The sequence below is a fragment of the Paraburkholderia sp. HC6.4b genome (genome assembly GCF_014200875.1).
In the GTDB taxonomy this organism is placed as follows: Bacteria; Pseudomonadota; Gammaproteobacteria; order Burkholderiales; family Burkholderiaceae; genus Paraburkholderia; species Paraburkholderia tuberum.
The window spans coordinates 60718-84775 of record NZ_JACHDC010000031.1; the positions used below are offsets into that span (position 1 = coordinate 60718).

General features: G+C 63.3%; 23 protein-coding genes and 1 pseudogene. 9 read left to right on the forward strand and 15 right to left on the reverse strand.

The genetic code is table 11. From position 1 onward, the window contains the following. The first annotated feature begins 188 nt into the window (after nt 1-188). The gene (locus tag HDG34_RS35700) at nt 189-557 is read left to right on the forward strand and encodes a YciI family protein (RefSeq protein ID WP_184067896.1); all 369 of its coding nucleotides are present in this window, start codon (nt 189-191) and stop codon (nt 555-557) included. Continuing rightward, a complete protein-coding gene (locus HDG34_RS35705) occupies nt 554-1822 on the forward strand; it encodes an RNA polymerase sigma factor (RefSeq protein WP_184067900.1) in 1269 nt (422 codons plus the stop codon). The genes HDG34_RS35700 and HDG34_RS35705 overlap by 4 nt, the downstream gene beginning before the upstream one ends. 74 nt (nt 1823-1896) lie before the next feature. Here HDG34_RS35705 and HDG34_RS35710 read toward each other — a convergent pair whose 3' ends face one another. The 4 genes from HDG34_RS35710 to HDG34_RS35725 all read right to left on the reverse strand — a co-directional run bounded on the left by HDG34_RS35710 (nt 1897) and on the right by HDG34_RS35725 (nt 4004). Further along, a complete protein-coding gene (locus HDG34_RS35710; protein WP_184067903.1) occupies nt 1897-2388 on the reverse strand; it encodes a lytic transglycosylase domain-containing protein in 492 nt (163 codons plus the stop codon). Nucleotides 2389-2411: 23 nt separating this feature from the next. After that, nucleotides 2412-2759: a hypothetical protein gene (locus HDG34_RS35715; RefSeq protein WP_184067904.1), complete on the reverse strand. Its 348-nt coding sequence runs from the start codon at nt 2757-2759 to the stop codon at nt 2412-2414. Nucleotides 2760-2763: 4 nt separating this feature from the next. Further along, entirely contained in the window at nt 2764-3138 is a 375-nt protein-coding gene (locus HDG34_RS35720) for a hypothetical protein (protein ID WP_184067907.1), read from the reverse strand. 251 nt (nt 3139-3389) lie between these two features. After that, the gene (locus HDG34_RS35725) at nt 3390-4004 is read right to left on the reverse strand and encodes a TetR/AcrR family transcriptional regulator (RefSeq protein ID WP_184067909.1); all 615 of its coding nucleotides are present in this window, start codon (nt 4002-4004) and stop codon (nt 3390-3392) included. An 84-nt stretch (nt 4005-4088) separates the two neighbouring features. Between HDG34_RS35725 and HDG34_RS35730 the strand changes: the two genes are divergently transcribed. After that, entirely contained in the window at nt 4089-5219 is a 1131-nt protein-coding gene (locus tag HDG34_RS35730) for an MBL fold metallo-hydrolase (protein WP_184067913.1), read from the forward strand. A 177-nt stretch (nt 5220-5396) separates the two neighbouring features. On the opposite strand, the gene HDG34_RS35735 is transcribed toward HDG34_RS35730, so the two are convergent. After that, entirely contained in the window at nt 5397-6248 is an 852-nt protein-coding gene (locus HDG34_RS35735) for a LysR substrate-binding domain-containing protein (protein ID WP_184044869.1), read from the reverse strand. A 108-nt stretch (nt 6249-6356) separates the two neighbouring features. On the opposite strand from HDG34_RS35735, the gene HDG34_RS35740 reads away from it, so the two are divergent. Further along, nucleotides 6357-7220: an alpha/beta fold hydrolase gene (locus tag HDG34_RS35740; RefSeq protein WP_184067916.1), complete on the forward strand. Its 864-nt coding sequence runs from the start codon at nt 6357-6359 to the stop codon at nt 7218-7220. Between the two features lie 44 nt (nt 7221-7264). Here HDG34_RS35740 and HDG34_RS39985 read toward each other — a convergent pair. After that, a pseudogene (locus tag HDG34_RS39985) lies at nt 7265-7734 on the reverse strand (ABC transporter ATP-binding protein); the annotation flags it as partial. Between the two features lie 299 nt (nt 7735-8033). Here HDG34_RS39985 and HDG34_RS35750 point away from each other — a divergent pair. Continuing rightward, nucleotides 8034-8411 (forward strand): DUF3022 domain-containing protein, encoded by a 378-nt coding sequence (locus HDG34_RS35750; RefSeq protein WP_018422505.1) that lies wholly within the window; start codon nt 8034-8036, stop codon nt 8409-8411. Nucleotides 8412-8523: 112 nt separating this feature from the next. Here the strand turns inward: HDG34_RS35750 and HDG34_RS39665 are convergent, their stop codons facing one another. The 7 genes from HDG34_RS39665 to HDG34_RS35780 form a co-directional block, all read right to left on the reverse strand. Further along, nucleotides 8524-8778, reverse strand: coding sequence for a hypothetical protein (locus HDG34_RS39665; RefSeq protein WP_260321441.1), 255 nt, complete (start codon nt 8776-8778; stop codon nt 8524-8526). Nucleotides 8779-8961: 183 nt separating this feature from the next. After that, complete coding sequence (locus tag HDG34_RS35755; protein ID WP_184067919.1) at nt 8962-9228, reverse strand: hypothetical protein; 267 nt, start codon at nt 9226-9228, stop codon at nt 8962-8964. A gap of 303 nt (nt 9229-9531) precedes the next feature. Further along, nucleotides 9532-10275 (reverse strand): acetoacetyl-CoA reductase, encoded by a 744-nt coding sequence (gene phbB / locus HDG34_RS35760; protein ID WP_184044861.1) that lies wholly within the window; start codon nt 10273-10275, stop codon nt 9532-9534. Between the two features lie 1448 nt (nt 10276-11723). Further along, nucleotides 11724-12608, reverse strand: coding sequence for a phosphatidylinositol-specific phospholipase C (locus HDG34_RS35765; protein WP_409259717.1), 885 nt, complete (start codon nt 12606-12608; stop codon nt 11724-11726). Nucleotides 12609-12664: 56 nt separating this feature from the next. Next, nucleotides 12665-13516, reverse strand: a complete 852-nt coding sequence (locus HDG34_RS35770) for a carbohydrate ABC transporter permease (protein ID WP_184067926.1) — start codon at nt 13514-13516, stop codon at nt 12665-12667. After that, entirely contained in the window at nt 13516-14385 is an 870-nt protein-coding gene (locus HDG34_RS35775; RefSeq protein WP_090810929.1) for a carbohydrate ABC transporter permease, read from the reverse strand. Before HDG34_RS35775 ends, HDG34_RS35770 begins: the two co-directional genes overlap by 1 nt. 40 nt (nt 14386-14425) lie before the next feature. Continuing rightward, the gene (locus HDG34_RS35780) at nt 14426-15682 is read right to left on the reverse strand and encodes an ABC transporter substrate-binding protein (RefSeq protein WP_184067929.1); all 1257 of its coding nucleotides are present in this window, start codon (nt 15680-15682) and stop codon (nt 14426-14428) included. Between the two features lie 568 nt (nt 15683-16250). Between HDG34_RS35780 and HDG34_RS35785 the strand changes: the two genes are divergently transcribed. The 4 genes from HDG34_RS35785 (at nt 16251) to HDG34_RS35800 (ending at nt 20953) form a co-directional block, all read left to right on the forward strand. Further along, nucleotides 16251-17516 (forward strand): ABC transporter substrate-binding protein, encoded by a 1266-nt coding sequence (locus HDG34_RS35785; protein WP_184067962.1) that lies wholly within the window; start codon nt 16251-16253, stop codon nt 17514-17516. Between the two features lie 91 nt (nt 17517-17607). Beyond that, on the forward strand, nt 17608-18483 hold the full coding sequence (locus tag HDG34_RS35790; protein ID WP_184067932.1) for a branched-chain amino acid ABC transporter permease: 876 nt from the start codon (nt 17608-17610) through the stop codon (nt 18481-18483). Nucleotides 18484-18506: 23 nt separating this feature from the next. Continuing rightward, entirely contained in the window at nt 18507-19433 is a 927-nt protein-coding gene (locus tag HDG34_RS35795; RefSeq protein ID WP_184067935.1) for a branched-chain amino acid ABC transporter permease, read from the forward strand. Beyond that, entirely contained in the window at nt 19430-20953 is a 1524-nt protein-coding gene (locus tag HDG34_RS35800) for an ATP-binding cassette domain-containing protein (RefSeq protein ID WP_184067937.1), read from the forward strand. Before HDG34_RS35795 ends, HDG34_RS35800 begins: the two co-directional genes overlap by 4 nt. 34 nt (nt 20954-20987) lie before the next feature. Here HDG34_RS35800 and HDG34_RS35805 read toward each other — a convergent pair whose 3' ends face one another. Together HDG34_RS35805 and HDG34_RS35810 are read right to left on the reverse strand one after the other, a co-directional pair. Then, complete coding sequence (locus HDG34_RS35805) at nt 20988-22535, reverse strand: methyl-accepting chemotaxis protein (RefSeq protein ID WP_184067940.1); 1548 nt, start codon at nt 22533-22535, stop codon at nt 20988-20990. A gap of 61 nt (nt 22536-22596) precedes the next feature. After that, on the reverse strand, nt 22597-23967 hold the full coding sequence (locus HDG34_RS35810) for a dicarboxylate/amino acid:cation symporter (protein ID WP_184067944.1): 1371 nt from the start codon (nt 23965-23967) through the stop codon (nt 22597-22599). Nucleotides 23968-24058 lie beyond the last annotated feature (91 nt).

Sequence of the window (24058 nt, forward strand, 5' to 3'; positions counted from 1 at the left end):
TCCGACAATGCTTGGCGAAACACGGTCGAACGGGCTGTGATCCAGGCGTCTGTTTCCAATGCGGCGTGGGTCCCAGGCGGTCGTCGGCGATTTTTTTGACGCCCCCTGTCCGTCAGCATGCGGCCCGCGCGTCATTGTGATGGCGGCCAATGCAATTCATCCGCCTCAACCCCATGACGGAGGCTCAAATGGAATACCTGTTGATGATCTACTCGGAAGAAAACGGCTGGAGCAAGATGACCGAAAGCGAGCGGCAGCAAGGCGTTGCCGCCTATCACGCGTACACCGAATCGTTGAAGAAAGCGGGGGCTCTGGTGGGGGCCAACCGGCTGCAGCACACGAACACGGCCACCACGGTGCGGCTCGTCGACGGCAAGCCGCAGGTGCTCGATGGACCGTATTCCGATTCGAAGGAGCAACTCGCCGGCTACTACCTGATCGACGTGCCGAACCTCGACGCGGCGATGTCGTGGGCGTCGCGTTGTCCCGGCGCGGCCCACGGCGTCATGGAGGTGCGCCCGGTCTGGACCGCCCCTTACGAAGCACCCACTGCATGAGTGCGTCCGGCGGCGCCCTGGGCGATGACGGCGCCGCGCGGTCGATTGCCGAGGCGGTCGCTCGCCGCAGCTACGGCAAGCTCGTCGCGCTGCTGGCGATGCGCACGCGCGACGTCGCCGCAGCCGAGGACGCGCTCGCCGACGCATTCGCGGCCGCGCTCGCGGACTGGCCGGAGCACGGCTGTCCCGCGAGTCCTGAAGCGTGGCTGATGACGGTTGCGCGCCGCCGGGCGATTGACGGCGCGCGTCGCCGCCAGGTTGGCGACGACGTGGCGAACCAGTTGATGATCCTCGCCGACGAGATCGACGAGAGTGAGGCAGGCGCGTTGCCCGACCGGCGGCTTGCGCTGCTGTTCGCGTGCACGCACCCTGCGCTCGAGGCCGCGATTCGGACGCCGCTGATGCTGCAAGTGGTGTTGGGGCTGGAAGCGAAGACGATTGCGTCCGCGTTCCTGATGTCGCCCGCCGCGATGAGCAAACGTCTCGTGCGGGCGAAGACCAAGATCCGCGAAGCGGGCATTCCGTTCAGCGTGCCCGAGCGCGAGGAGCTGCCCGGCCGGCTCGACGCGGTGCTCGAAGCGGTCTATGCGGCGTATGCGGAAGGTTGGACGGACCCGGTCGGCGGCGATACCGAGCGACGCGACCTCGCCGACGAGGCGCTGTATCTCGCGCAACTGCTGGTCGAATTGCTTCCCGACGAACCGGAAACGTTGGGCCTGCTCGCGCTGATGCTGTTTGCACAGTCGCGGCGTGATGCGCGACGCGATGCGGCTGGCGACTACGTGCCGCTGTCGGCCCAGGACCCTGCAACGTGGAACGCGCCGATGATCGACGCGGCGAACGCACTGCTGCGGCGCGCGAACGCGCTCAACGCAATCGGGCGCTTTCAGCTCGAGGCCGCGCTGCAGTCGGCGCATGTGGATCGCTGCCGGACGCGTCGCCCGAACTGGGACGAAATCGTGCAGCTCTACGATGGGCTCTTCGCCATTGCAGCGTCGCCGGTGGTCGCCGTGAACCGTGCGCTTGCCGTGGCCGAACGCGACGGCCCGCAGGCGGCGCTCGACGCGCTTGCGCCGTATGCGGACGCCCCGCGGCTGGCCGACTACCAGCCCTACTGGGCCGCACGCGCCAATCTGCTCGCGCGTGCCGGCGCGACTGCGCAAGCACTCGACGCGTACGATCTGGCAATCGGCCTTGAGCGTGATCCGGCCGTGCGCCGGTTCCTGCAGCGCAAGCGAATGGAGCTTGCGTCGACGAGCAGTTAGCGGAGTGGGTTGCGTTTGCCTGCTTCGTCAGGTCGGGCGTGGCGGCTTTGCCCCGACAGGCCTGCGCCTGAACCTTACCGCTCCGGCTGCAACAGCCCCCAGCTCACGAGAATCGCCTGGATGCTGCGCGCGTAGGCGTCGCGCTCGTGCGGCGATTCCGAGTGATACGCTCCGATTGCGCGCCATGTGTTGCCGTATCGCACCATCTTCTGCTTGAGCAGCCACGCGGCCACGAAGATATTCACGCACGGGTCCGTGAGCGCGCGGTGCGGAATGCCCCGGCTCTCGAGTTCAGGAAAGTGGATCGAATTGATCTGCAATTGCCCCACGTCGATCGAACCGTTGGCGTTGCGGTTGATGGCGCTCGCGTCGCCTTTCGATTCGCGCCATGCCACGGCGCGCAGCACGTGCGGATTGACGCCCTGGTAAGCGCCGGCCTTGTCGAAGCAATCGTCGGCGGACGGGGCGGCTTGCGCGGTCGAACTGCCGAGCGCCAGCAGCGCCGCCCAGGCGCATAGGGCCCACGACCGCAAAGGGCGGAAGGCGTTGGTCTTGTGCTGGTCCATGAGTCGGGGCTCCAGGTCCTGCTTTACTGCGCCAGCGCGGAATCGAGCTGCCGCTCGATGTCCTTGAGATAGGTGCGCGACGCATCGGAGACGACGAGGCGCGGCGTGGGCATCGCGCAGCGGCAATCGTGCTGGTGCGTCTTTTTCTTGTTGTGCGACGTCGAGCGCGGCGCGGGAAGATCGTCGTCGTCGCCGGTGGAGGGCGGCAGCATGGAGAGCGTGGGCAGCGGCGGGTAGACCTTGTCCGCAGAGGCTGTGGTGACAGCGGTGGCAGTGCCGGCCGCAGTCGCAGGCGCGCTGGCAGCGGGCTGGCCCGCCCATGCGGCCGAACCTAAGCATAGCGATGCCGCGGCGAAAGCAATCGGGCGCATCGTGTCAGCTCCCCGCATGTAGCGGCTGGATCGAGACGCTGTACGTCTGGTTCGCGCCGGTCGTAAGGTTTTCGAGCGTGGGTTTGAGCCCCTGCTGCGGCACGCCCCGCCAGATCGCCTGGTTGATGTACTTGAAGTCCTGGCCCAGCGCCGTTACGCGGATCACAGTGGGCTGCTTCTGCGCGGCGGCGAGCGCACCCGCCTTGGCGAGCACCGTAGTCAGTTGCGGATCGCGCGCGCCGAGTGCATCGGCGGGAATGTCGAACTTCATGATCACGTCCGACACCGCAGGTTTCTCGGCTTGAGCCGTATTGGGCTGCTGCAGTTGTGCACAGCCCGTTACAAACATTACGGCAAGTAAGAGCACAACGCGCGTCACGTCGGGGTCTCCAAAGTTTCGTGGCGATGTACGCGTTTTCGGCTTGGGATGCTCAGACTTGATACCTGGGGGCAAACGTTTGCGAAAAAAGAAAGAGTTCGCTCTCGCGGCGCCGCTTCCCGGAAGGTTGCTGCGTGCACCTCCGCCTTCGAGCAAAGAACTTCTTGCCCTGTCGGGTAAAGCCACAGCGATTGCTACGCGTACGCTCGTCTGAACGCGATCGACCTGACGCCCCAACCCGGCAAACCGACTCACGCATACCGCGCGAGAAACATATCCGCCGCCGCTTCCGCGATGCGCTTCTGCTCGCTGGCATCGAGCGGCACTTGCCCCATCGCCACTTGCGGCCAGAAGGCAAAAGCCTTCACGAGCCCCTGCAACTGCAGTGCCGCGAAGACGGGGTCATCGGTCTTGATGCGGCCGTCCGCGGCGGCCGCCCGGACCCACGCCGTCAGATCTTCCTCGCGTTCGCCCATGCGAGCGACCATGTCCCGCGCGCGCTCCGGTGAATGGATGCCAGCCGCGATCGCCACCCGTGCAAGCGACAAAAAGGACTCGTCGTGAAGCAGCCGCAGCTTGCGCTCCAGCAGATCGAGCAACTGCGCGCGCAACGGTTGGTCAGCACGATAAGAGGGTGCATCGCCGTCATGGCTCGCGTCCCACAGCTGATGGAGAATCGCCGCGAAAAGCGCTTCCTTGCTCGGGAAATGGTTATAGACCGTGCGCTTCGAGACATTCGCGCGGGCGGCGATACGGTCCATGCTGGTAGCGTCGTAGCCGGCCGCGAGGAATTCCTCGATCGCGGCAGCGACGATCGCGACGCGCTTTCGGTCAGTCAGACGTTGGGGGCGGGCACAGGATTCCATCCAACGATTTTACACTGGCCAGTTTACTTTTCTTGAAAATAAACTACACTGCCGAGTGTAAATTTTCTTCGGAAGGTCAACTTCATGACGTCGCTTCCCGCCTTTGTCCGCCGAATGCTCGGCGTGAACGCCGCACTGCGCAGCCGCGCGAGGTTCAGCCTGTCGCCGCAGCATGACGGCGAGCGCTTTCGCAACGTCAAGCCGCGTCCGGCGGAAAGCCTGCGCAAAACGCTCGGCCTCGCGTGGACGGTGCTGTTCAACAAGCCGCGCGGCACCGTGCCGGCCGACGCATTGCCGGTCGAAACGCTGACGCGCGCGCAACTCGACGCGGCGCCCGACCGCAGCCTGTACCGGCTCGGTCATTCGACGATGCTGCTGAAGTTGCGCGGCAAGTTCTGGCTGACCGATCCCGTGTTCGCCGAGCGGGCGTCTCCGTTCCGCAAGCTCGGTCCGAAGCGCTTTCATGCGCCGCCGATCTCACTCGACGATTTGCCGCCGCTGCACGGCGTGATCCTGTCGCACGATCACTACGACCATCTCGACCGCGAAACCGTGCTGATACTGGCGCAGCATACCGAGGTGTTTTTGACGCCGCTTGGGGTCGGCGACCGGCTCATCGAATGGGGTATCGACGCGGCAAAGGTCCGGCAGTTCGACTGGTGGCAGGGCACGGAGGTCGAGGGCATCGAGTTCACCGCGACGCCCGCGCAGCACTTCTCCGGGCGCAGCCTGTTCGACGGCAACCGGACGTTGTGGGCGTCGTGGGTGATCGTCGATCACGATTTGCGCGTGTTTTTCAGCGGCGACACCGGTTACTTCGAGGGTTTCAGCGCGATCGGCGAGCGCCTCGGACCATTCGACGTCACGTTGATCGAGACCGGCGCGTACGACGCGATGTGGCCATACGTCCATATGCAGCCCGAAGAAACCGTGCAGGCGCATATCGACCTGCGCGGCCGCTGGCTCGTGCCGATCCATAACGGCACCTTCGACCTCGCGATGCATCGCTGGCAGGAGCCGTTCGAAAGGGTGACGGGGCTGGCGCTCGCGCGCGGCGTCGCGCTGTCGACACCGCGCATGGGCGAGCGGCTCGATCTGACCGCGGTGCATCGCGGCGAACGCTGGTGGCGCGACGTTGCGCAAACCGCTGCCGTGCCGAAGGCTTCGTGGCGGATGTGCGCGTCGCGCGGGGTCCAGGAGGGGGAGTCGTCCTGAGGTCGTTGGCACCGCCACGTCTTTGCGGCGGACGAGAGCGCCCGAGCGGACTGTTTCTCGGCGGCGCGCGGGTGCGGCGCGCGCACGTTGCCGTTCCCGCCGAAGCGCTCGCGACCTCGAAGTACGCTCCGTCGGAACTGTCCGCCGCGGCGTGATACGCAACCGTCGATCTGCGGGTTAATTCTTCAGGTCGGCGAGAATGCGTTCCGCGAGAAAATCGCACACAGGTCGTTTCGAAGCGGCACTTCGCGCCAGCACGACTTCAAGCGTGCCGATTTCCGGCAGGCCATTCGCGGTTCCCAGCAGCGAGAAGTGAGCCGGTACCGCGCACTTGGCCAAAGGAGTCACCGCGAGTCCGGCCTCGGCCATCGTCAGCAGACCCAGCAGACTCGGACTTTCATACGAGGTTCGATACGTGATGCGCGCGCGCTCCAGGCTCCGGATGGCTTTCTCCCGCGCGACGCTGCCGGGCAAAAACACGGCGATCGGCAAGGGCCTTTCACGCCAGATCTCGGTCGCGCCTGGCGCGGCGGCCCAGACCATCGGTTCGTGACGCAGGAACTCGCCGTGCAATCCTTTCACGCGCGTCGCGCAGACGAGATCGACCGTGCCGTCTTTCAACATGGGCTCGAGAGCGACGCTTGGCAGGCCCACTACCTGAATCTCCGCCTTCGGATAGGTCGCCGAGAATTTCTTGAGGATCGGCGGGAACAGTGACGTCGCATAGTCGTCAGGCACGCCGATCACCACGCGTCCGGTCACGTCGGGCCGTACCACCGCTGCCCACGCTTCGTCGCGCAGGGCGATCATCCGCCGCGCGTAGGTCAACAGCATTTCGCCGTCCTGTGTCGGCACCACGCTGCGAGGCTTGCGCACGAAAAGCGCCTTGCCGAGCGCCGTCTCGAGCGTCTTGATCTGCATGCTCACCGCCGATTGCGAACGATGCACGACCTGCGCCGCGCGACTGATCGTGCCGGCGTCCGCGACCGCGATGATCATGGACAGCACGTCCAGATCGAGCGCTTTCATTTCCGTTGCCATGATGGTTGATATCAGAAAAGTAGATCGATTCCATCAATATTATGCGATTTTCTTTTGCGAGCACACCCTCGATAGTGGCGCCAAAGGAGCCCTGTGATGAATGCACGTACCAGCCCATCGATTCTGGCCCCGGCCTTTGGCGCGTCCGCGCCATCGTTTGTGACCACTGCATCGAGTCTTGCGATACCGTATGTCGAGTCCGGGCGCGGCGAGCCGATGGTGTTCGTGCACGGCTCGCTTTGCGACTATCGCTATTGGGACGCCCAGATGGCCTCCCTGTCGGGTCGGTTTCGCTGCTTCGCGCCGAGCTTGAGCCATTACTGGCCCGAGATCGATGCATTTGGACACAGCGACTTCAGTTGGGAAGCGCACGTCGAGGAAATTGCCGGATTCATCACGGCGCTCGACCTTGCTCCCGTTCATCTGGTCGGTCACTCGCGGGGTGGGTGCGTGGCTTTCCATCTCGCGCGCGAATTTCCGCGCCTCGTGAAAACGCTGACGCTAGCCGATCCCGGCGGCCCGCTGCAAACCGAACCGAGGGGGCAGCCCGCGTTCATGCCGCCGGCGACCAACGTGTTGCGCGCACGGGTCGCGGAACTGATCGAGCGGGGCGAGTTCGACGCCGGCTTGTCGATGTTCGTCGACTCGGTGAGCATGCCGGGGTTCTGGAACAAAAGCCCGGAGAGCTTTCGTCGCATGGCGCTCGACAACGCGCTCACGCTGCCAAAGCAGTTGCTCGATCCGCTTCCCGCCTATACGCCGGAAGCCGCGCGCGATATCAAGTGCCGTACGTTGTTGATCGACGGCCAGAAAAGTCCCCGTATGTTCCGCAATACGGTCGACAAGCTCGAACAGTGGATCGAGTTTGCCGAACGCGAAACGATCGACGGTGCGTCGCATGGGATGAATGTCGCGAGACCGGATGCGTTCAACAGGGCGGTTGCGACTTTCGCGGTGTAGCCCGGTTGGCGGCAGAGTGCTCCGGCGTGCACGCTGGTTTTCCCCGCCAGCAAGGTATCGATCTTGTGATCCTGGGCCAGCAACTCGGCCGCCGTACTCGAATGAACGACCGAGCCGCGCTCGAGCACCACGGCGTTGTGCGTGATGCCCAGCGCCTTGCGCGCGTTCTGCTCGACCAGAATCACTGAGAGGCCTTCGCGGATGATCTCCGAGACAGGTCCTGCACGATAATCGGCGCGAGGCCCTCGAGCGGTTCGTCGAGCAGCAGCACCTTGGGATTGAGCATCAGCGCGCGGCCGATGGCCAACATCTGTTGCTCGCCGCCGGAGAGCTGGTTGCCCATATTGGCGCGGCGCTCCTGCAGGCGCGGGAACATCCGATAGATGCGAGCCAGATCCCACGGACCGGACACGGCGATCGCCGTCAGGTTCTCTGCGACCGTCAGCGACTTGAAGATATTGCGTTCCTGCGGCACCCAGCCGATGCCGGCCAGCGCGCGCTGGCACGGTCGTAGTCCGCGCTTTGCTTCACGAGCCGCGCGCCCACTTCGGGACGCGCCAGCGATTTCGACGGCTTCAGCCGAAGCACGCTGCCTCTTCATTGGGCGGCCAGCGGCAGCCGGACACAGTTCTTGCTCGCGTATTCATCGATTCATCAATTCGGCGGGGCCAGGCGCAAAGCCGGCACGCATAGTGCGGACACGCGAGCGCCCTCGTGCCAGCGGGCGACTCGGGCGCAGCGTCGAGCGAACCCGCGGTCACGACGACGCCCGATGCCATGCAACCGGGCCTTCGACCACAAGGAGGAGTTTCAATGAAAGACATCGATCTGAACCAGCGCGTCGAAGAAATCGAACTGGCTCTTTCCACACTATTCGAGTCGCCGAAGGCGCCCGCGATCAGCAGCTACGACGACGGCCGGACGTTCTTCATCCAGGCCTCCTGGGTCGTCGAGTCACATGGCGACACGACGCTGGATGCGCGATGCGTGCTCACACTCCACTTTTCGGATTCGCAGATTCAGCGTTACGCGCAGATGGATACGGCACAACGTATCCTCGTGCGCGAACGCCTCTGCCAAATGGTCCGCGATCGACTCCGAGCGGAAGGCGGTGAGTTGCCCTTGCGGGGAGAGTGCGCCGAAGACCTGCAGGTGGAGGATCGGCTGCTGGATGTCGACGATCAGCTCTGATCCATCGCGGACGGCGTACGTCCGCGGCTTGGCGATTGGCTGTCCGAGCCGGCAGCCGCCTGCCAATCGAGTTGCGCCCGAATCTCCACGATGTAGCGAGGTCGAAAAGTGACTAGCACGATTCTTCGCTCGGGACCGGGGGCGGGAGCGACTCGAGCAACTTCACGAGCCTTGCCTGCTGCTGCGGAGTCAGTCCTTGAGTAGCGCTCACCTGCTGAACACGCGCGCGCCAGTAGGTCCGGCTGAACAACGAATCCGCGCCATCGGAGGACAGGATCCGTTCGAGATGGGAAATCGCATCTCCAGCGGTCAGGGGTGTATAGGGGCTCTCCCTGTCCGGGGGCCCTTTCCTGATTGTTGTTTTCATCCACTTCTCTCAGGTGGTGACCGGCTGGGTCCGGTCGTATACGTCCGGCTTCAATTGGCCGGTTCGTGCCAAACAACCCATGCGGGGCGCGCGCGCCCGCCAGCTACCTGGCGGGCCAGGTAGCATGACGCGCGCGGGGTCGCGTGGCGACGCGACCCATTGCAAGCGGCACGGCCCCGGTGTTCAGCAAAGCTCCGCGGCGGCCACCCACGGCATCGTCTCGAACTGCCTGAGAACGGTGTGCAGCGATCCGGAGAGCCTGTCGGCAAACGCGATCGTCATGTCTTCGACGTCACGTTTACGGTTGCTCGTAATCCGTACCTCCTCGATGGCATCTGCGACCGGCATCAATACCTGCCACACTGCGGCGACCCGCATGCAGCCGCGCCTCGTACGAACCGTAATCTGATGGCCTGTGGCCTTTAGTTGTCCGGTGGTTTCCGGTGTCATTCTTCAGCCCTCTCGATGTATCTGATTTGTTATTGGCACGGACGATGCACCTACATTCGCCCGCGCGGTTGATGCCACCACTCATGATGATCCAGCTGTCGTAGCAGTCGTGCCCGTCTGCGCTCACGGCGATAGTGATCAATCACCATCAGCATTGCGATGCTGAGGGCCGAGCCCCCAATGATCAGGCCCATCCAGGTCTCACTCATGACACGTTCCTCTCATGGAAGCACAGGGGTGTTGCGTGAATGGTTCACGCCGCTTCGTCCGATGTTCCGGCGCATACCGGCGCGGTGTGTCACGTTACTGCATGTGCTGGCCGCCGTTGATCGCGATATTGGAGCCGGTCACGAAGCCGGCATCGTCCGAGCAGAGATAGAGCACGAGCGCCGCGACTTCCTCGGGCTTGCCGAGACGGCCCATCGGGATATGCGGCAGGATCTTCGTATCGAGGATGTCCTGCGGAATCGCGGTGACCATCCTGGTGGCCAGGTAGCCCGGCGAAATCGTGTTGACGGTGACCCCTTTGCGCGCCACTTCCAGTGCTAGCGACTTGGTGAAGCCGTGCATGCCGGCCTTGGCCGCGGCGTAGTTGGTCTGGCCGACCGAGCCTTTTGAACCGTTGACGGACGAAATATTGACGACGCGCCCCCAGCCTCGTGCGACCATCTCTTCGCACAGCGGCTTGGTCATGTTGAAGACCGAATCGAGGTTCGTGCGAATGACCGCATCCCAGTTCACCTTGTCCATCTTCCTGAGAGTCATGTCCTGGGTGATCCCCGCGTTGTTGACCAGGATGTCGACCGGGCCGACCTCCGCCCGAATCTTGTCCGCGCAACGCTGGCATGAGTCGTAGTCGGCCACGTCGACCGGGTAAGCGCGGAAGCTCCGGCCCTGAGTTTCCATGTCAGCCAGCCATTTGTCCGCACCGGTGTTGTTCGGCGAGTGCGTGACTACCACCGCATACCCTGCGTCGTGCAGTTTCGTACTGATCGCTTCTCCCAGGCCGCCCATGCCGCCCGTTACTACTACGATTCGTTTCGTCATCCTTTCCATCCGTGATCGTAACGTCTGCGAGGATCGTGAATACCCAATGGCGGTCTCGCATACCCGCCATTGTTTTGCCACAATGCGCTGCCGCCTCCAGCGTCGAGGGAGGAACGGCTACGGCATTGATTGAACTGCGCGGGTTTTTATAGGCTTGTGGTATTGCGCGAATGGAGCCGGGTGCGTCAGCTCGCGGCGATATGCCGCGCCGGCGCACTGCTCAAAGATTCCAGATGCCCCGAATGGTGTTGCTCGCCTGCCGGTTCAGGGCGGCGAGTTTCTGTGCCCTTCAAACGCTTCGCTGGCGAGCGAAAGAAAAATCGACGCATTCGTTCGGCAGAATTTCAGCAAAACTTCGGACGAAAGGTCTCTCATTGCTTCTCCCTCGATTGATTTCGAACCCGCTTGCCCCGGAGACGACATGCGCAATGAATGTGCTGAATGTCAGTCGGAAACGATTCCAGAGCAAAAGTATTATTAGTAAGACTGAATAAACGCCACAAAACCAGTTCGGCCCGGATCGCACTTCTGATCGTCGGTATTCAACAGTCGAATGACGACACGGTGTCCATAATCGGGTCGCGGCCGATCGGTTGGCCATAACGCTCGTCAGTCCGGCCGTGCCGCTGACCGGATGCTTCGCCCTGGATTTCAACTGTCATGAAATGACATAACAATCGATGTTAGAAGGTTCATTCTAACTTCAAATTGTTAAATTTTTGAGAAGAAGGGCTAGGTAAATACCCTTATTCCGAAAGGTCGGCTATCAGAGGAGATAGTCGAGCTAAGTCGACGTTCGAACGTCCGAACGAAGGACGCGCATGGCCAGCGATGATGAGTGCGCTCTCCGATTGCTTCGCGGAGCACCCCAACAATGTCACGAAAATGTCCCAAATGACAGGACACTGCAGTGAGCACCACCGGATGCATCATTGCATGTCATGCAAGAAAATGACAATTCAGCCGACGCTGTCAGACACTTCTGCCTGGGCCCGGCCGGCTCGCTGCACGAGGGGCGGCTGCCCAAGGAGCGTCGCTCGTCCGCGGCGCGTGCGGTAGAGAATGGCGAACGCTGCGGCGCGGCACGCATAGCGAATGCGTGTCGGCAGCGGTGAACGGGACCGGATTTCGAAGGGCAACGCAGGCGCACATGGAACACCGTTCGCGCGCGAGCGTAAGATGGAAGCGATTGATCGATGAGTTTCAAGGGGGCGCCATGAAGGCGGTGTGCCCGCTGCACGGGCCAACGACCATCGTCGGCACGAACGCGTATGGGTTTCCGATCTATGCGTGTTGCCGCGACGACGTTCCTTATGTCACGCCGCCGGACGCCTGTACGCGTGAACCGGCGCAACGCGGACAAGAATCGAAGCCGCCACCGCGGCAGCCTCAGGCAAACAAGGAACCACGCTGACGTTCGCGGGCAACGTCATACCCGCAGCGAAACCTTATCGGCTCCAGTTGCAGTCGATCAACGCATCAACGAGGCGCCAGTCCTGCCAGTCGCAAAAGTCGAGCATCAGCGTGCCGCATGGTTCCGGACGAGCCGCGAGTCGCTCCGCAAGTTGCTCGTGAATGCCGCGATGCCGTGTATCGCCACACGCCACGACGACCGGCGCCGCCGCCATCCCCGTGCCGCTGCAAAAGTTGATGACCCACCGCTCGCCGCACAGAGCGGGGGCGAGGTTCAACAGTGAATCGATGGCGCGCCATTTGTAAGCGATCGATGTCGGCACCGGCACGCGAAACTCGTCCTGAATGGTGAATGGCGTGGGCACGACGTCGATATCGAACATCGCGTTCTCGGGCCAGACTGTCAGGTCGATGCCGAGCGGCTCTTCACTCGCGAAGCGCCGCAGTAGCACGATGCTCCCGCGTACCGCCTCCAGCAGCGGCCGCCCGGAAGCAAGGTGCCAGCGCACATCCGCATGTTTTTCCACATACCATTCGAAGGTCGCGGCAAATGCGCGGGCGCAGTCGCGCGCGGGCCATTCGTCCTTGACGGACATGACGATACATTCGCCGCGGTGAAGCGCGAGAAACTGAGCGCATGTCCGCACCACATCGTCGAAAGTCAGGCCCAGCGAGATGCCGCCGTGATGAATCGCGAAGCGATCACGCACATGGCGGCAGCGGATGTCGAGGACCCGCACGCCATGGTGCAACTGATCGTCGAGCGTGGCATGCTGCGTGCGCGCGAGCCGGTCATCGATCGTGTAGGCGCAGGTGTCGTGGCTGCCCGGCAAGGTCAGTGCGGACAGCAAGCGGCTGCCATCGATGGCCGACATCCAGTCAGCCGGCGAAACGGTGTGATCAGTCAGGGCAGGGCGCAAGAAAACCTCTGGATAAGCAAAGCGTCTGCTGCAGCGGCGGCGTGAAGTCGGAGCCCCTACTTCAACCCGCCCGAAAAGCCCTGCAGCAGATAGCGCTGCACATAGCCCGCGAGCAGAAGCGTCGGCACCGACGAAATCAGCCCCGCGCTCATCAGTTCACCCCAGTCGATGCCGTTCTCGGTCACATAACCCGCCATGGCGAGCGGCAGCGTGAAATGACTCGGCGACGAGACGAACAACAGCGCCAGCAGAAACTCGTTCCACGCGATGATGAACACGAAGATGGCGGTGGCAACGAGACCTGGCGCGCACAGCGGCACGACGATGAAGACGATGCGCTGCGCGAGGTTCGCGCCGTCGAGCGCCGCGGCCTCCTCGAATTCGATCGGCACGTCGCGCACGAACGGCAGCAACATCCAGATCGCCATCGGCAGCGCGTACAGCTGATAGGCGAGTATCAGCCCAAACAGCGAATCGAGCAGATGGAGCCACTTGGCCAGCGAAAACAGCGGTACGGCCACCGTAATCGGCGGCATCAGCTTCAGTGCCAGCACGAGCAGCAGGAACAGCAGATCGAGGCGCGCGGGAAATGCAAGCCGCGCGAGGGCATAAGCGGCCGGAAAAGCCAGCGCGAGCGCGAGCAACGTGGCGCCTGGCGCGACCCACACGGAGTTCAGCACCGACTGGGCCATGCCGCTTTGCCACACCGCCGCGAAATGCTCGAACGTGGGCGCCGAAGGCCACAACGCGAGCGGATGGGCGAGGCGTTCCAGCGTCGGCGTGAAGGCCGCGCCAGCCATCCAGATGCACGGCAGCAGCAACACCGCCAGCGCAGCGATCCGCAACAGCCCTCGCACTGCGGCAGCGGACGAGCGTCGCGCGAAACCCTGCAAGCGTGCGAGAGGCATCAACGGTCGCGCTTGACGGCCGATTTCCATATGTATCCCGAGACCAGCACCGCGCACGTGAGCAGCATCAGTACCGAAGCCGCGCTGGCGGGTCCTACGTTGAAGAACCGGAAACCCGTGTCGTAGATGTACGTCGACAGCGTTTGCGTGGCATTGCCCGGACCGCCGCCCGTCAATGCGTACACCTTGTCGAACAGCTTGAAGGTGTCGATCGAGCGCAGCAGCATCGCGAGGGCGACGTGGGGTGCAACGAGCGGCAGCGTGATGTATCGCAGGCACTGCCATTCGTTCGCGCCGTCGATGCGGGCCGCCTCGGCGATTTCAGGCGGAATCGACTGCAGCCCCGCGAGAATGATCAGGAATGCCATCGGCGTCCATTGCCAGACATCGACCAACATCAGCGACCAGAGCGCGAGGTGCGGATCGGATAACCAGGGCACCGCCGGCAGACCTGCCGCCGTGAGCAGCGCATTCAGGAAGCCGCGGTAATTGAGCCAATTGCGCCAGATGGCGGAGCACACGAGCGTGGAGAGCATCATCGGCAGCACGGCGAGCGGCAAGGCGATGCGCCGGCCCGGAAACGCGCGCACGAACAGCAGCGCGAGCGCGAGGCCGAACAGGACTTCAGCGAGCGAGGCCACGCTCATGAACTGGATCGTATTGACGAAACTCGTGCCGAACTCGCCGTCCGCAATGACCGATCGATAGTTGGCGAGCCCGATGAACGAGCGATGCCCCGACGCGTAATTCACCGAGAAAAACGAATCGATCAGCACGCGCGCCATCGGGTAGAGCGCCAGCACGCCGAGCACGAGCGCGGCTGGGCTCATCAGGACGATCAGCGGCAGATAACGTCGCAACCCGCTCATCGACTCTCTCCCACGCTTGTCTGCGCTGTCACCGCCGCTTTCACTGCAATGCGGCGTTGGCCTGGGCGATCTTCTGCGCCGCCTGATGCAAGGCTGCGTCGGGCGCGGCCTGCCCCGTCAGCGCGAGTTGCAACGCGTCGCCGAGAATCGCCTCGATCTGCTGCCAGTCTTTCACGCGAGGCCGCGCACGGCCCGCTTCGAGCGCCTTCAGCTGGTCCGGGTACCAGCGATACTGCTTGACGAGCGTCGGATTGACGAAGACGCTCTTGCGCGTCGGCGGAATGCCGAGCACGGCCAGTTGTGTTTGCGTGGCCGACGAAGTCAGATAGGCGAGGAAATCCGCCGCCACTTTCGCATGTGCCGCATCTTTCGCAATACCCATTTGCCAGATGCCGAGCATCGGCGCCGGCCCTTTGACCTGACCGGGCGGCGGTTGCAGCGCGACCTGGCCGACGACGCGCGACTTCGCCGGATCGTCGAGCGCGGGCAGCCAGGCGGGCCACACTTCGATGGCCTGCGCGGCCGTGCCGCCTTGCAGGGCGTCTCGCACTTCACCGGCGCCATATACGTCGACGTCCTTCGGCGCCCACTTCTTCAGGGCGAGCAGCATCTTCAGCGCGGCCAGCGCTTCGGGCGAATCGATCGTGACCTTGCCGTTGGTGTCGACGACATCTCCGCCATAGGCCCAAAGGATCGGCAGAAAACCGGTGACGATGGGGTTACCCTTCACGCCGCGAAACACGACACCCGAGACGTCCTTGTCGGCAGTGCCGATGGTCTGCGCGATCTTCAGCACGTCGTCCCAACTGCGCGGCGGCTGCAGGCCGCGACTCGCGAGCAGATCCTTGCGATAGGCGAACATCTCGACATTGCCGACGATCGGCATCGCGTACAAGGTTCCCGTCGACGTGCGTCCGAGGGAGATCGTGGACGTCACCATGTCGGCATCCGCGAGCGTGGCGGGCAGCGGCTGAAGCCATCCGTTGGCGATGAATTCGGGGGACCAGGTGTCGTCCATCATCACCAGGTCATAGGCGCGCGTGTTTTCGCGTAATGACAGCTTCAGTTTCTGATACAGGTCGTTGTTCGGCAACTTCAGCAACTCGATATCGACGCCCGGGTGCTGTTTCTTGTAGCCGTCCACCGCCTGCGCGAGTCCGCGGCCGTAGATGTCGTCCCGGCCTGCGATCACGAGATCCGCGGCATGGGCACCAAGGGCGGCGATCGACAGGCAAGCCGCGACGCAAGCCGCGCGCAGGCAGGCGAACAGGGTCGTCCGCTGGATCATTGAAGCCATGGCTCTTGAATTCCTCCAGGGGAAAGGCGTACGCGTACGATGAGTCCAGAGCAACCCACCCCGCTTTTTTTTGATCGCGCGCAGCGTTGCGAAAAATAGATGCCAGATGCGGCAGCGGGAATTGCAGCAACCTAGCATGACGTACATGTGTCAGCAAGCAAGGTTGCCGGGTAGTGTTCGGACCCGCACGCAGGCACGCTTGCCGCGTGGTCCGTTTCCGCGCCGCGACCGCCCTCGGCTGATCATGGCGCGGGTTGGTCCATTGAACCGCCGCACCAACCCCGCAAAGCGATGCGGCCAAATGCTTCGGATCACGAATGAGCGAGAGGATGAAGGCCGCTAGTCTCGCGGTCCACAGCCATCGCTCTCACTATGGACAAACCGCGTCCGGTGGCGCGGGCGGCAAAATTTTTTCCGCTCTGCACCATGAAATCCGTAGGGACCCGGTCATCGTTTGTACCGATTGAGCGCTGCGAGTCCCGTGAATATTGTTGTGTGCGCATTCTTCAAATGCTGCGATGTGGCGGGCAAATGTTGCTCAACGATCCTTTCGAATCGGAGATGCATGATGTCCAGTAACAGTGTGTGGCGAAACTTTCATTGCGTCGTCGCGACGGGGATGGTAGCGGCGGGCCTGGCTCTGCCGGCAGGCGCCCATGCGGCGGCAGAGCCGATCAAGATCGGCGTGATCAGCGAAGAATCCTCGGTGGCGGGCGCTTCGATCAGCAAGGCGGCGCAACTCGCCGCGGACCAGATCAACGCCAGCGGTGGCGTCGATGGCCGGCCCATCCAGATCGTCGCGTACGACGACCATTCATCGGCTTCGGACGGCGTGCGCGCCTTCCAGCGCGCGGCGACTCAGGACAAGGTAGTCGCTGTGATCGGCAGCTACATCAGCGAAGTGGCGCTCGCGATGGAGCCGTGGTCGGGACGCCTGAAGATGCCCTTCATCACTCCCGGCGCGGCTAGCAACGACATCTCGAAGCACGTTCACGACGACTACGACCACTACAAGTACACGTTCCACGGCTGGATGACGTCGGCGTTCATCGCACAGTCCATCTGCGACTTCTCACACGACGTTCTGATCGGCCAGTTCAAGATGAAAACGACGGTCGTCATGAGCGAGGACGCGGCGTGGACCAAGCCGCTCGACGAACGCTACCTCGAATGCCTGCCCAAAGCGGGACTTCAGGTGCTCGATCACATCCGCTTCAATCCTGACACTTCCGACTTCACGCCGATCTTCAACCAGATCGAGGCGAAGCACCCCGATACGATCACCACCGGCATCAGCCACGTTGGCGTGCAGCCGACCGTGCAATGGCACGACCAGCAGGTGCCGATCCCGATGTCGGGCCAAAGCTCGCAGGCCACGACCACGAGCTTCTGGAAGGACACGAACGGCGCGACGGAAGGCGTGATCACGGCCTCGGCCGCGGCGCCGGGCGTGGCGATCACGCCGAAAACGGTACCTTTTACGGATGAGTATCAGAAGAAGTTCGGCGTTTCTCCGGCGTATTGCGGCTTCACGAGCTACGACCTCGTCTACATCCTCGCGGACGCGATCAAGCGCAACAAGGGCTCGACCGATCCGGACCAGATGGTCGACGCACTCGAGAAAACCGACTACGTGGGCACGATCGGACGCTGGCAGTTCTACGGCAAGAGCGATCAGTTCACGCACGCGCTGAAGTACGGGCCCGGCTATATCACGGGCATCGACCTGCAATGGCAAAACGGCAAGCAGGTTGCGATCTGGCCCAAGTCGATTGCCAACGGCGTGGTCAAATTCCCGACCTTCATGAAGGTGCAGCAGGCAAGCGCGAACTAGCAGCGCGACGATCGCGACTGTCCGGACCCGCGCGTAGCGAAGGCCCGGACAGCGCACGCATCGACACCTCAACCAACATGAAAGGCCGGGCATGTTGCTACTGCAGATTCTCGTCGACGGCTTTGCGATCAGTTCCCTCTACGCGCTGGGCGCGATCGGTTTCACGTTGATCTTCGGCGTCTCCGGCATCTTGAATCTCGCGCACGGCGGCGTGATGCTGGTCGCGGCGCTGATGGGCTGGATGCTCGCGGGCGAGGCGGGACTTGGCACCTATCTCGGCACGCTGCTCGGCGTGTTGGCGGGTCTCTTGACGGCCTTCGTCACCTACCTGATGGTGGTGCGGCCCATTCAACGCTCGGCCGCGATTCCCGGCGAAGAGAAGGAAATCTTCGTGCTCACCGGCACGCTGCTGTGGGGCATCATGATCCAGCAGGGCATGGCGTGGCTCTTCACCGACAACCCGGTGACGATGCGCCCGCTGATCAGCGGTGTGGCGATGGTCGGCAGCGTGCGCGTGCCGTTCAACGAAATCATGATCGCGGTGGTCTGCTGGGCCGTGATCGGCATGTTGTGGCTGTTCGTGAACCGCACGCGCGCGGGCAAGGCGCTGCTCGCGGCTTCGATGAACCCTCGTGGTCTCACGCTGCTCGGTTTCGAACTCTCCCGAATCTATCTTCTCGCGTGGAGCATCTATGGGGTGCTGGCCGGTATCGCGGGCGTGCTGCTCGCTTCGTTCCTCGGCGTGAGCACCAACAATGCGGGGCAGCTCACGGCCAGCGCATTCTCCATTGTGGTGCTGGGCGGGCTCGGCAGCGTGTCCGGTTCGCTGATGGCCGCGTATGTCGTCGGTTATCTGGAAACCATTACGGCCTATCTGATCGCGCCGACCCTGCGGCCGCTGCCCGCGTTGCTGCTGCTGGTGCTCGTGGTGTATGTAAGACCCCAGGGCTTCCTGGGACGCCGCTAACAGTGCGAATGGAGCGTACCCTCATGTCCGTTCTTCTCCGTTCGCGTGGCGCATGGATCGCCGTTGCGCTCGTCGCGATGGCGGCGACGTTGCCGTGGTGGCTTTCGGGCTACATCCTCGGCGTGCTCACGGTTGCGTATTACTTCGGCGTGTTCGCCATGTCGTGGGACCTGTTGTTCGGCTTTGCCGGCGAGGTCAACTTCGGGCCGACGTTCCTGATCGGACTCGGCGCCTATTCGGCCGCGATCCTCGACGCCAGATGGGGTCTGCCCATACCCGTTTGCGTGCTCGCTGGCGGCGGCGTCGCGCTGGTGGGCGGCCTGCTGCTGGCGGTGCCCGCGCTGCGGTTGCGCGGTCCTTACTTCGGGCTGGTTACGCTCGTGGCCGTGCTGCTGCTGCAAAACGCCATCGTGATCTTTGCGGGCATAACGGGCGGCGAGATCGGCATGATGGTGCCGGACGTGATGTCGGTCGATGCGAACCATAACTACTGGATCGCGCTCGCGTTCCTGATTGTTTGCGCCGTCCTGCTGTTCGGCCTGTCGCGTTCAGCGGTCGGTCTGATCCTGCAGGCAAGCGGCCAGGACACGACCGGCGCGCAGGCGCTGGGTTTCAATGTCACGCGACACAAGCTCGTGGCCTTTTGCATCAGCGCCGTTTTCTCCGGCGTGGCCGGCGCGATGCTGGTGTTCTACCAGGGCACGGCCTCCGTGAGCACGGTGGTGGATCTCAGCGTGGGAGTACAGATCATCATCGCGGCCGTGCTCGGCGGACGCCGCACGATACTCGGCGCGGTGCTCGGCTCGATCTTCCTGATCGTCGCCGGCGAGTTTCTGCGCCCGCTCGGCCAGCTCAACACATTCGTCGTCGCGGCGGTCGCACTGGCGGCGCTGCTGTTTTTTCCAGACGGTCTGCTCGGCAATCTGCTGCGTGCGAGGGAGCGCCAATGAGCGACACGCCGCTGCTCTCCGTACGCGGACTGACCAAGCGCTTCGGCGGTCTCGTCGCCGTGAAGGATATCGGCTTCGACATCCGGCCCGGCGAGATTCTTGGCCTGATCGGACCAAACGGCTCGGGCAAGTCGACCGTCATGAAGCTGATCATGGGCATCGAGCGGCCCAACGCGGGGTCGGTCAAGGTGAATGGCGTGGAGATGGCCGGCTGGGCGCCGCACCGGATCGCGCGCGCGGGCGTGGGCATCGTGTTTCAGCATTCGCGGCCGCTCCATCGGCAGACGGTGCTGGAACACATCAAGCTCGCGCTGCTTCCTGATTCGCTCGTCAAGCTGGCCGCCGAACCGCACGTGCACCAGCGCGCGCAGGAAATTGCCTCGCGTGTGGGCCTTGCCGCCGTCATGCATCGGCATCCCGCGACACTGCCATTTGCGGATCTGCGCCGCATGGAGATGGCCAAAGCGATTGCGCGCGACCCGCAGGTCGTGCTGGTGGACGAGCCGTTCGCGGGACTGACGGTGGCGGAATCGGAGGCGTTTTCCGAGCTGATTCGCGGCTTTCGCGCCGAAGGCCGCGCGGTGCTGCTGGTCGATCACAACGTCAAAAGTCTGTCCGCGCTCGCCGACCGCGTGCTCGCGATGTACCTTGGCGAGCATGTCGCCGAGGGCACCGCCGAACAAGTGATGCAGAACGAGACAGTGCGCCGGGTCTATCTGGGCAGCAAGCTGGAGTTGCGCCAGCGCACCGGAGCCGCGGGCATTGCCAGGCCCACGATCCTCGAGGTGACCGGTGTGCGTGTGCTTTACGACAAGGCGTGCGCACTCGACGACGTCAGTCTGCAGGTGCGCGAGGGCGAGTTCGTATCGGTTGTCGGTCTGAACGGCGCGGGCAAGACGACGCTTTTCAACGCGCTCTCGGGCCTCGTGCCGTACAAGGGGACGATTCGCTTCGACGGGCGCGATCTGCGCGGCAGCAGCGGTGCCGCGATCTCGCGCGCCGGCCTCGTGCAATGCCCGGAAACGCGCGAGCTATTCGGCGACATGACGGTACGCGAGAATCTCGAACTCGGCGGATATCATCTCGTCGATACGGTGCGCGCCAAACAGCTGTCGTGGCTGTTCGATCTCTTTCCGATCCTCAAATCGCGCCAGGGCCAAACCGCGCGCACGCTTTCCGGCGGCGAGCAGCAAATGCTCGCGATCGCGCGTGCGCTGATGACCCGGCCGAAGCTGCTGATTCTCGACGAACCGACACTGGGGCTCGCGCCCGTGATTCTCGAGCAATTGTCGAAAGCGCTGGATTCGCTGCAAAAGTCCACACCCATTACCGTACTGCTGGGCGAGCAGAACGTCAGGTTTGCGCTGCCGCATGCGGACCGTGTCTACGTGCTCGAACATGCACGCATCATCTGGGAGGGCAGCGCTTCGCGCTTCGAGGCTGAGATGGGGCGCGGCTTTCTCGAGGCAGCGCCTACCGGTGAGCCCGACGCCACGACCTCCGGCGACGCGCGCAGCTAAGGCCAGCAGCGGCAGGCGAGCCCGTAGCGCGGCATCACGACAGGGACGCAAAGCGAAATCGACCCGCCGCCTTCGTCAACAGACCGGTCTGCTCGGTCAGCGACGCGGCCGCGGCGGCTGCCTGCTCGACCAGCGCGGCATTTTGCTGCGACATCTGGTCCATCTGCGTAATCGCCCGATTGACTTCCTCGATGCCATCGCTCTGTTCGGCCGAGGCCGTCGCGATGTCGCTCATGATCGACGTGACGCGGCTGACGGCCGTCTGTACTTCGCCCATGGTCTCACCGGCCCGACCGACCAGGCGCGAACCGTCCGCGACGCGGGCTGTCGACGCGTCGATAAGCTCCTTGATTTCCTTCGCCGCTGTCGCTGAGCGCTGGGCGAGATTGCGCACCTCGCCAGCGACGACGGCAAAGCCACGTCCTTCCTCTCCGGCGCGAGCAGCCTCGACAGCCGCATTCAACGCAAGGATGTTGGTTTGAAAGGCGATGCCTTCGATCACGCCAATGATCTCGCCCATCCTCTTCGCACCGTCGTGAATGTCGGTCATCGCGGCGATGACCTGACGCACCACGTCCGCACCCGCACCGGCCGTCGCCTTCGTCGCGTCGGCCAGCTCGCGCGCTTCACGCGCGTGCGCGGCGTTCTCCGTGACGGCATTGGTGAGTTGCTCCATGCTCGCCGCCGTTTCCTCGATGGACGCCGCCTGCGTCTCGGTGCGCGCCGACAGGTCCGCGTTGCCGGCCGAGATCTGCTGGGTCGCGGATGCGATCGACTCGCTGCCGCGCGCGATCTGTTCGATCATCGTGCCGATGTCCTTCTGCATCTGCCCGACGCTTCTGACGAGGCGACCCATTTCGTCATCACTGTCGAAGCGCAATTGCTGCGACATGTCACCCTGAGCGAGTCGCTCGACATGGCGCACCGTCATATCGATCGGGCGCGCGATTGCGCGAAGCAGCGTGAAACCGCAGGTGACGCAGGTCAGAAGACCGACGGCGATCGCGATTCCGGTAATTGTCACGAGGGTGTCATAGCGGTCCTGTGCCGTCTTGTAACGCACATTGCCCTGCTCGTTGCGAAACTTGTCCAGATTCGCGGTTTTCTGCGTGAGAGCCGCCGACAGCGGTGGCATCACGACCATCGCATCGTGGTCGGCGGCTTCATGATCGCCACGGCTCATCGCGTCCATCATCGGTTCGAGTGCGCCATGCAGCATCGCTTCCCGGGCGTCGGCCACGGCCTTCGACAAGGCCGCCTCGGCCTCGGAAACGGGCAGTGCGCGGTACTCTTTCCAGGCCTTGTCGGAGACCGCAAGATAGTTGCGGGCCTTATCGATGAGCGCGGCTCTGTCCGCTGCTTCCGGGTGCAGCAGCACGCGGTCGAGCGTGGTACGCACTACCGTCAGGTTCAGGTTGGACTTGCCGAGCGCGGTTGCGGCAGCCACGTCGTTCGTGTACGCCTGCGCAACGGCATGGTTTGAACCACGCATGCCGGCGATCCCCAGCACGCCGGTCACGGTCAGCAGGAACCCGAGCAAGGCGAGTGTGGCGAGAAGACGGAACTTGATGGTCAGTTTCATGCTGAATGCGGTGGAGTGAGGTGTCTCTGCATTAACGGCACCCACCCGGAAAAGTTCAGTTCTATTGATGATTCGGCGAGCCGTCGAGAAGCGCAGCGGCTTCGGTCGTCGGTGCCGGCGGGATCGCCGGTTGCGCGGCAGGACCAGGTGTGTGGAAGTGAGGCGTATTGTCGCGATCCAGCACCGCGCGCGCCAGGTTCCTGTCGAGTTGCCCCTCCCAGCGAGCGACGACGACGGTGGCAACGCCATTGCCGATCAGGTTCGTGACTGCGCGCGCCTCGTTGAGAAAGCGGTCCACGCCGAGCAGCAGCACGAGGCCTTCCACGGGAATCTTGTGCATCGAGGCGAGCGTCGCGGCCAGTGCGACGAATCCCGCCCCGGCCACACCCGCAGAACCCTTCGACGTGAGCAGCAGTACGCCGAGCACGAGCAACTGGTCCCAGATGCTCAGGTGGACGTTCATCGCCTGGGCGATGAACAAGGCCGCCATCGTCAGATAGATCGCCGTTCCATCGGCATTGAACGTGTAGCCGGTGGGCAAGACCATGCCGACCACTGGGCGAGCGCAGCCCATCGCCTCCATCTTGATCAGCATCTGCGGCAACACCGCTTCCGTCGACGCCGTGCCGAGCGTAATCAGAATCTCGTCCCTGATGTAGCGGAGAAACTTCCACAGCGATAGCCCGCACATTTTCATGACGAGGCCGAGCACGACGAACACGAAAAAGAACGAAGTCAGATACAGACAAAGCATCAACTCGCCGAACGATGCCAACGTGCCGATGCCGTATTTGCCGATGGTGAAGGCCATGCCCCCGAACGCGCCGATCGGAGCAACGTACATGACGATTCGCACGACGCCGAACATTCCTTGAAGGAACATGTCGAGCATGTCGACGAATGGCGCGGCACGAGGTCCGAGCTTTGCCAGCGAGATGGCGAGCAGGACTGAAAAGAAAATGATGGGAAGCATCTCGCCTTTGGCGAATGCCCCGACGATGCTATTCGGAACGATGCTCATGAAGAAGTCGAGCATGCCGTGTTGCTGCGCCGCGTGCGTGTAGGTCGAAATCGCAGCGGCATCGATCTGCGAGGGATCGATGTTCATTCCGCTGCCGGGTTTGATGACATTGACGACCACCATTCCCGCTATGAGCGCAATGGTCGACGCCAGTTCGAAATACAGGAGGGCTTTCACCCCAACCCGGCCCGCTTGATGAAGGTCGTTCATGCGCGCAATCCCGACCACGACCGATGCAAAGATGATCGGTGCAAGCAGCATCCGGATCAGCTTGATGAACAGGTCGCCCAGCGGTTTCATCTGCGAGGCGAGCTCGGGGTAGAAGTGGCCCAGCAGGACACCGGCCACGATCCCGATGAGGACCTGAACGTACAGCTTGGAAAGTGCTCTTCTTACTTTCGATACTGGCATGTCTGTCTTATATGGACGCCTCCCGGTTTGCCAGGTGATATTCGGTGTGTGACGGACAGGATGAGGTTGCAGACTTATATCCGGCCTGTGG

What these genes read in the sequence shown, in the direction of transcription:
- HDG34_RS35805 (WP_184067940.1), bottom strand. Translation starts at nt 22,535, where the DNA reads ATGAAACTGACCATCAAGTTCCGTCTTCTCGCCACACTCGCCTTGCTC.
- HDG34_RS35730 (WP_184067913.1), top strand. Translation starts at nt 4,089, where the DNA reads ATGACGTCGCTTCCCGCCTTTGTCCGCCGAATGCTCGGCGTGAACGCC.
- HDG34_RS35755 (WP_184067919.1), bottom strand. Translation starts at nt 9,228, where the DNA reads ATGACACCGGAAACCACCGGACAACTAAAGGCCACAGGCCATCAGATT.
- phbB (WP_184044861.1), bottom strand. Translation starts at nt 10,275, where the DNA reads ATGACGAAACGAATCGTAGTAGTAACGGGCGGCATGGGCGGCCTGGGA.
- HDG34_RS35770 (WP_184067926.1), bottom strand. Translation starts at nt 13,516, where the DNA reads ATGCCTCTCGCACGCTTGCAGGGTTTCGCGCGACGCTCGTCCGCTGCC.
- HDG34_RS35785 (WP_184067962.1), top strand. Translation starts at nt 16,251, where the DNA reads ATGTCCAGTAACAGTGTGTGGCGAAACTTTCATTGCGTCGTCGCGACG.
- HDG34_RS35795 (WP_184067935.1), top strand. Translation starts at nt 18,507, where the DNA reads ATGTCCGTTCTTCTCCGTTCGCGTGGCGCATGGATCGCCGTTGCGCTC.
- HDG34_RS39665 (WP_260321441.1), bottom strand. Translation starts at nt 8,778, where the DNA reads ATGAAAACAACAATCAGGAAAGGGCCCCCGGACAGGGAGAGCCCCTAT.
- HDG34_RS35710 (WP_184067903.1), bottom strand. Translation starts at nt 2,388, where the DNA reads ATGGACCAGCACAAGACCAACGCCTTCCGCCCTTTGCGGTCGTGGGCC.
- HDG34_RS35800 (WP_184067937.1), top strand. Translation starts at nt 19,430, where the DNA reads ATGAGCGACACGCCGCTGCTCTCCGTACGCGGACTGACCAAGCGCTTC.
- HDG34_RS35750 (WP_018422505.1), top strand. Translation starts at nt 8,034, where the DNA reads ATGAAAGACATCGATCTGAACCAGCGCGTCGAAGAAATCGAACTGGCT.
- HDG34_RS35715 (WP_184067904.1), bottom strand. Translation starts at nt 2,759, where the DNA reads ATGCGCCCGATTGCTTTCGCCGCGGCATCGCTATGCTTAGGTTCGGCC.
- HDG34_RS35780 (WP_184067929.1), bottom strand. Translation starts at nt 15,682, where the DNA reads ATGGCTTCAATGATCCAGCGGACGACCCTGTTCGCCTGCCTGCGCGCG.
- HDG34_RS35790 (WP_184067932.1), top strand. Translation starts at nt 17,608, where the DNA reads ATGTTGCTACTGCAGATTCTCGTCGACGGCTTTGCGATCAGTTCCCTC.
- HDG34_RS35735 (WP_184044869.1), bottom strand. Translation starts at nt 6,248, where the DNA reads ATGAAAGCGCTCGATCTGGACGTGCTGTCCATGATCATCGCGGTCGCG.
- HDG34_RS35700 (WP_184067896.1), top strand. Translation starts at nt 189, where the DNA reads ATGGAATACCTGTTGATGATCTACTCGGAAGAAAACGGCTGGAGCAAG.
- HDG34_RS35705 (WP_184067900.1), top strand. Translation starts at nt 554, where the DNA reads ATGAGTGCGTCCGGCGGCGCCCTGGGCGATGACGGCGCCGCGCGGTCG.
- HDG34_RS35740 (WP_184067916.1), top strand. Translation starts at nt 6,357, where the DNA reads ATGAATGCACGTACCAGCCCATCGATTCTGGCCCCGGCCTTTGGCGCG.
- HDG34_RS35810 (WP_184067944.1), bottom strand. Translation starts at nt 23,967, where the DNA reads ATGCCAGTATCGAAAGTAAGAAGAGCACTTTCCAAGCTGTACGTTCAG.
- HDG34_RS35725 (WP_184067909.1), bottom strand. Translation starts at nt 4,004, where the DNA reads ATGGAATCCTGTGCCCGCCCCCAACGTCTGACTGACCGAAAGCGCGTC.
- HDG34_RS35775 (WP_090810929.1), bottom strand. Translation starts at nt 14,385, where the DNA reads ATGAGCGGGTTGCGACGTTATCTGCCGCTGATCGTCCTGATGAGCCCA.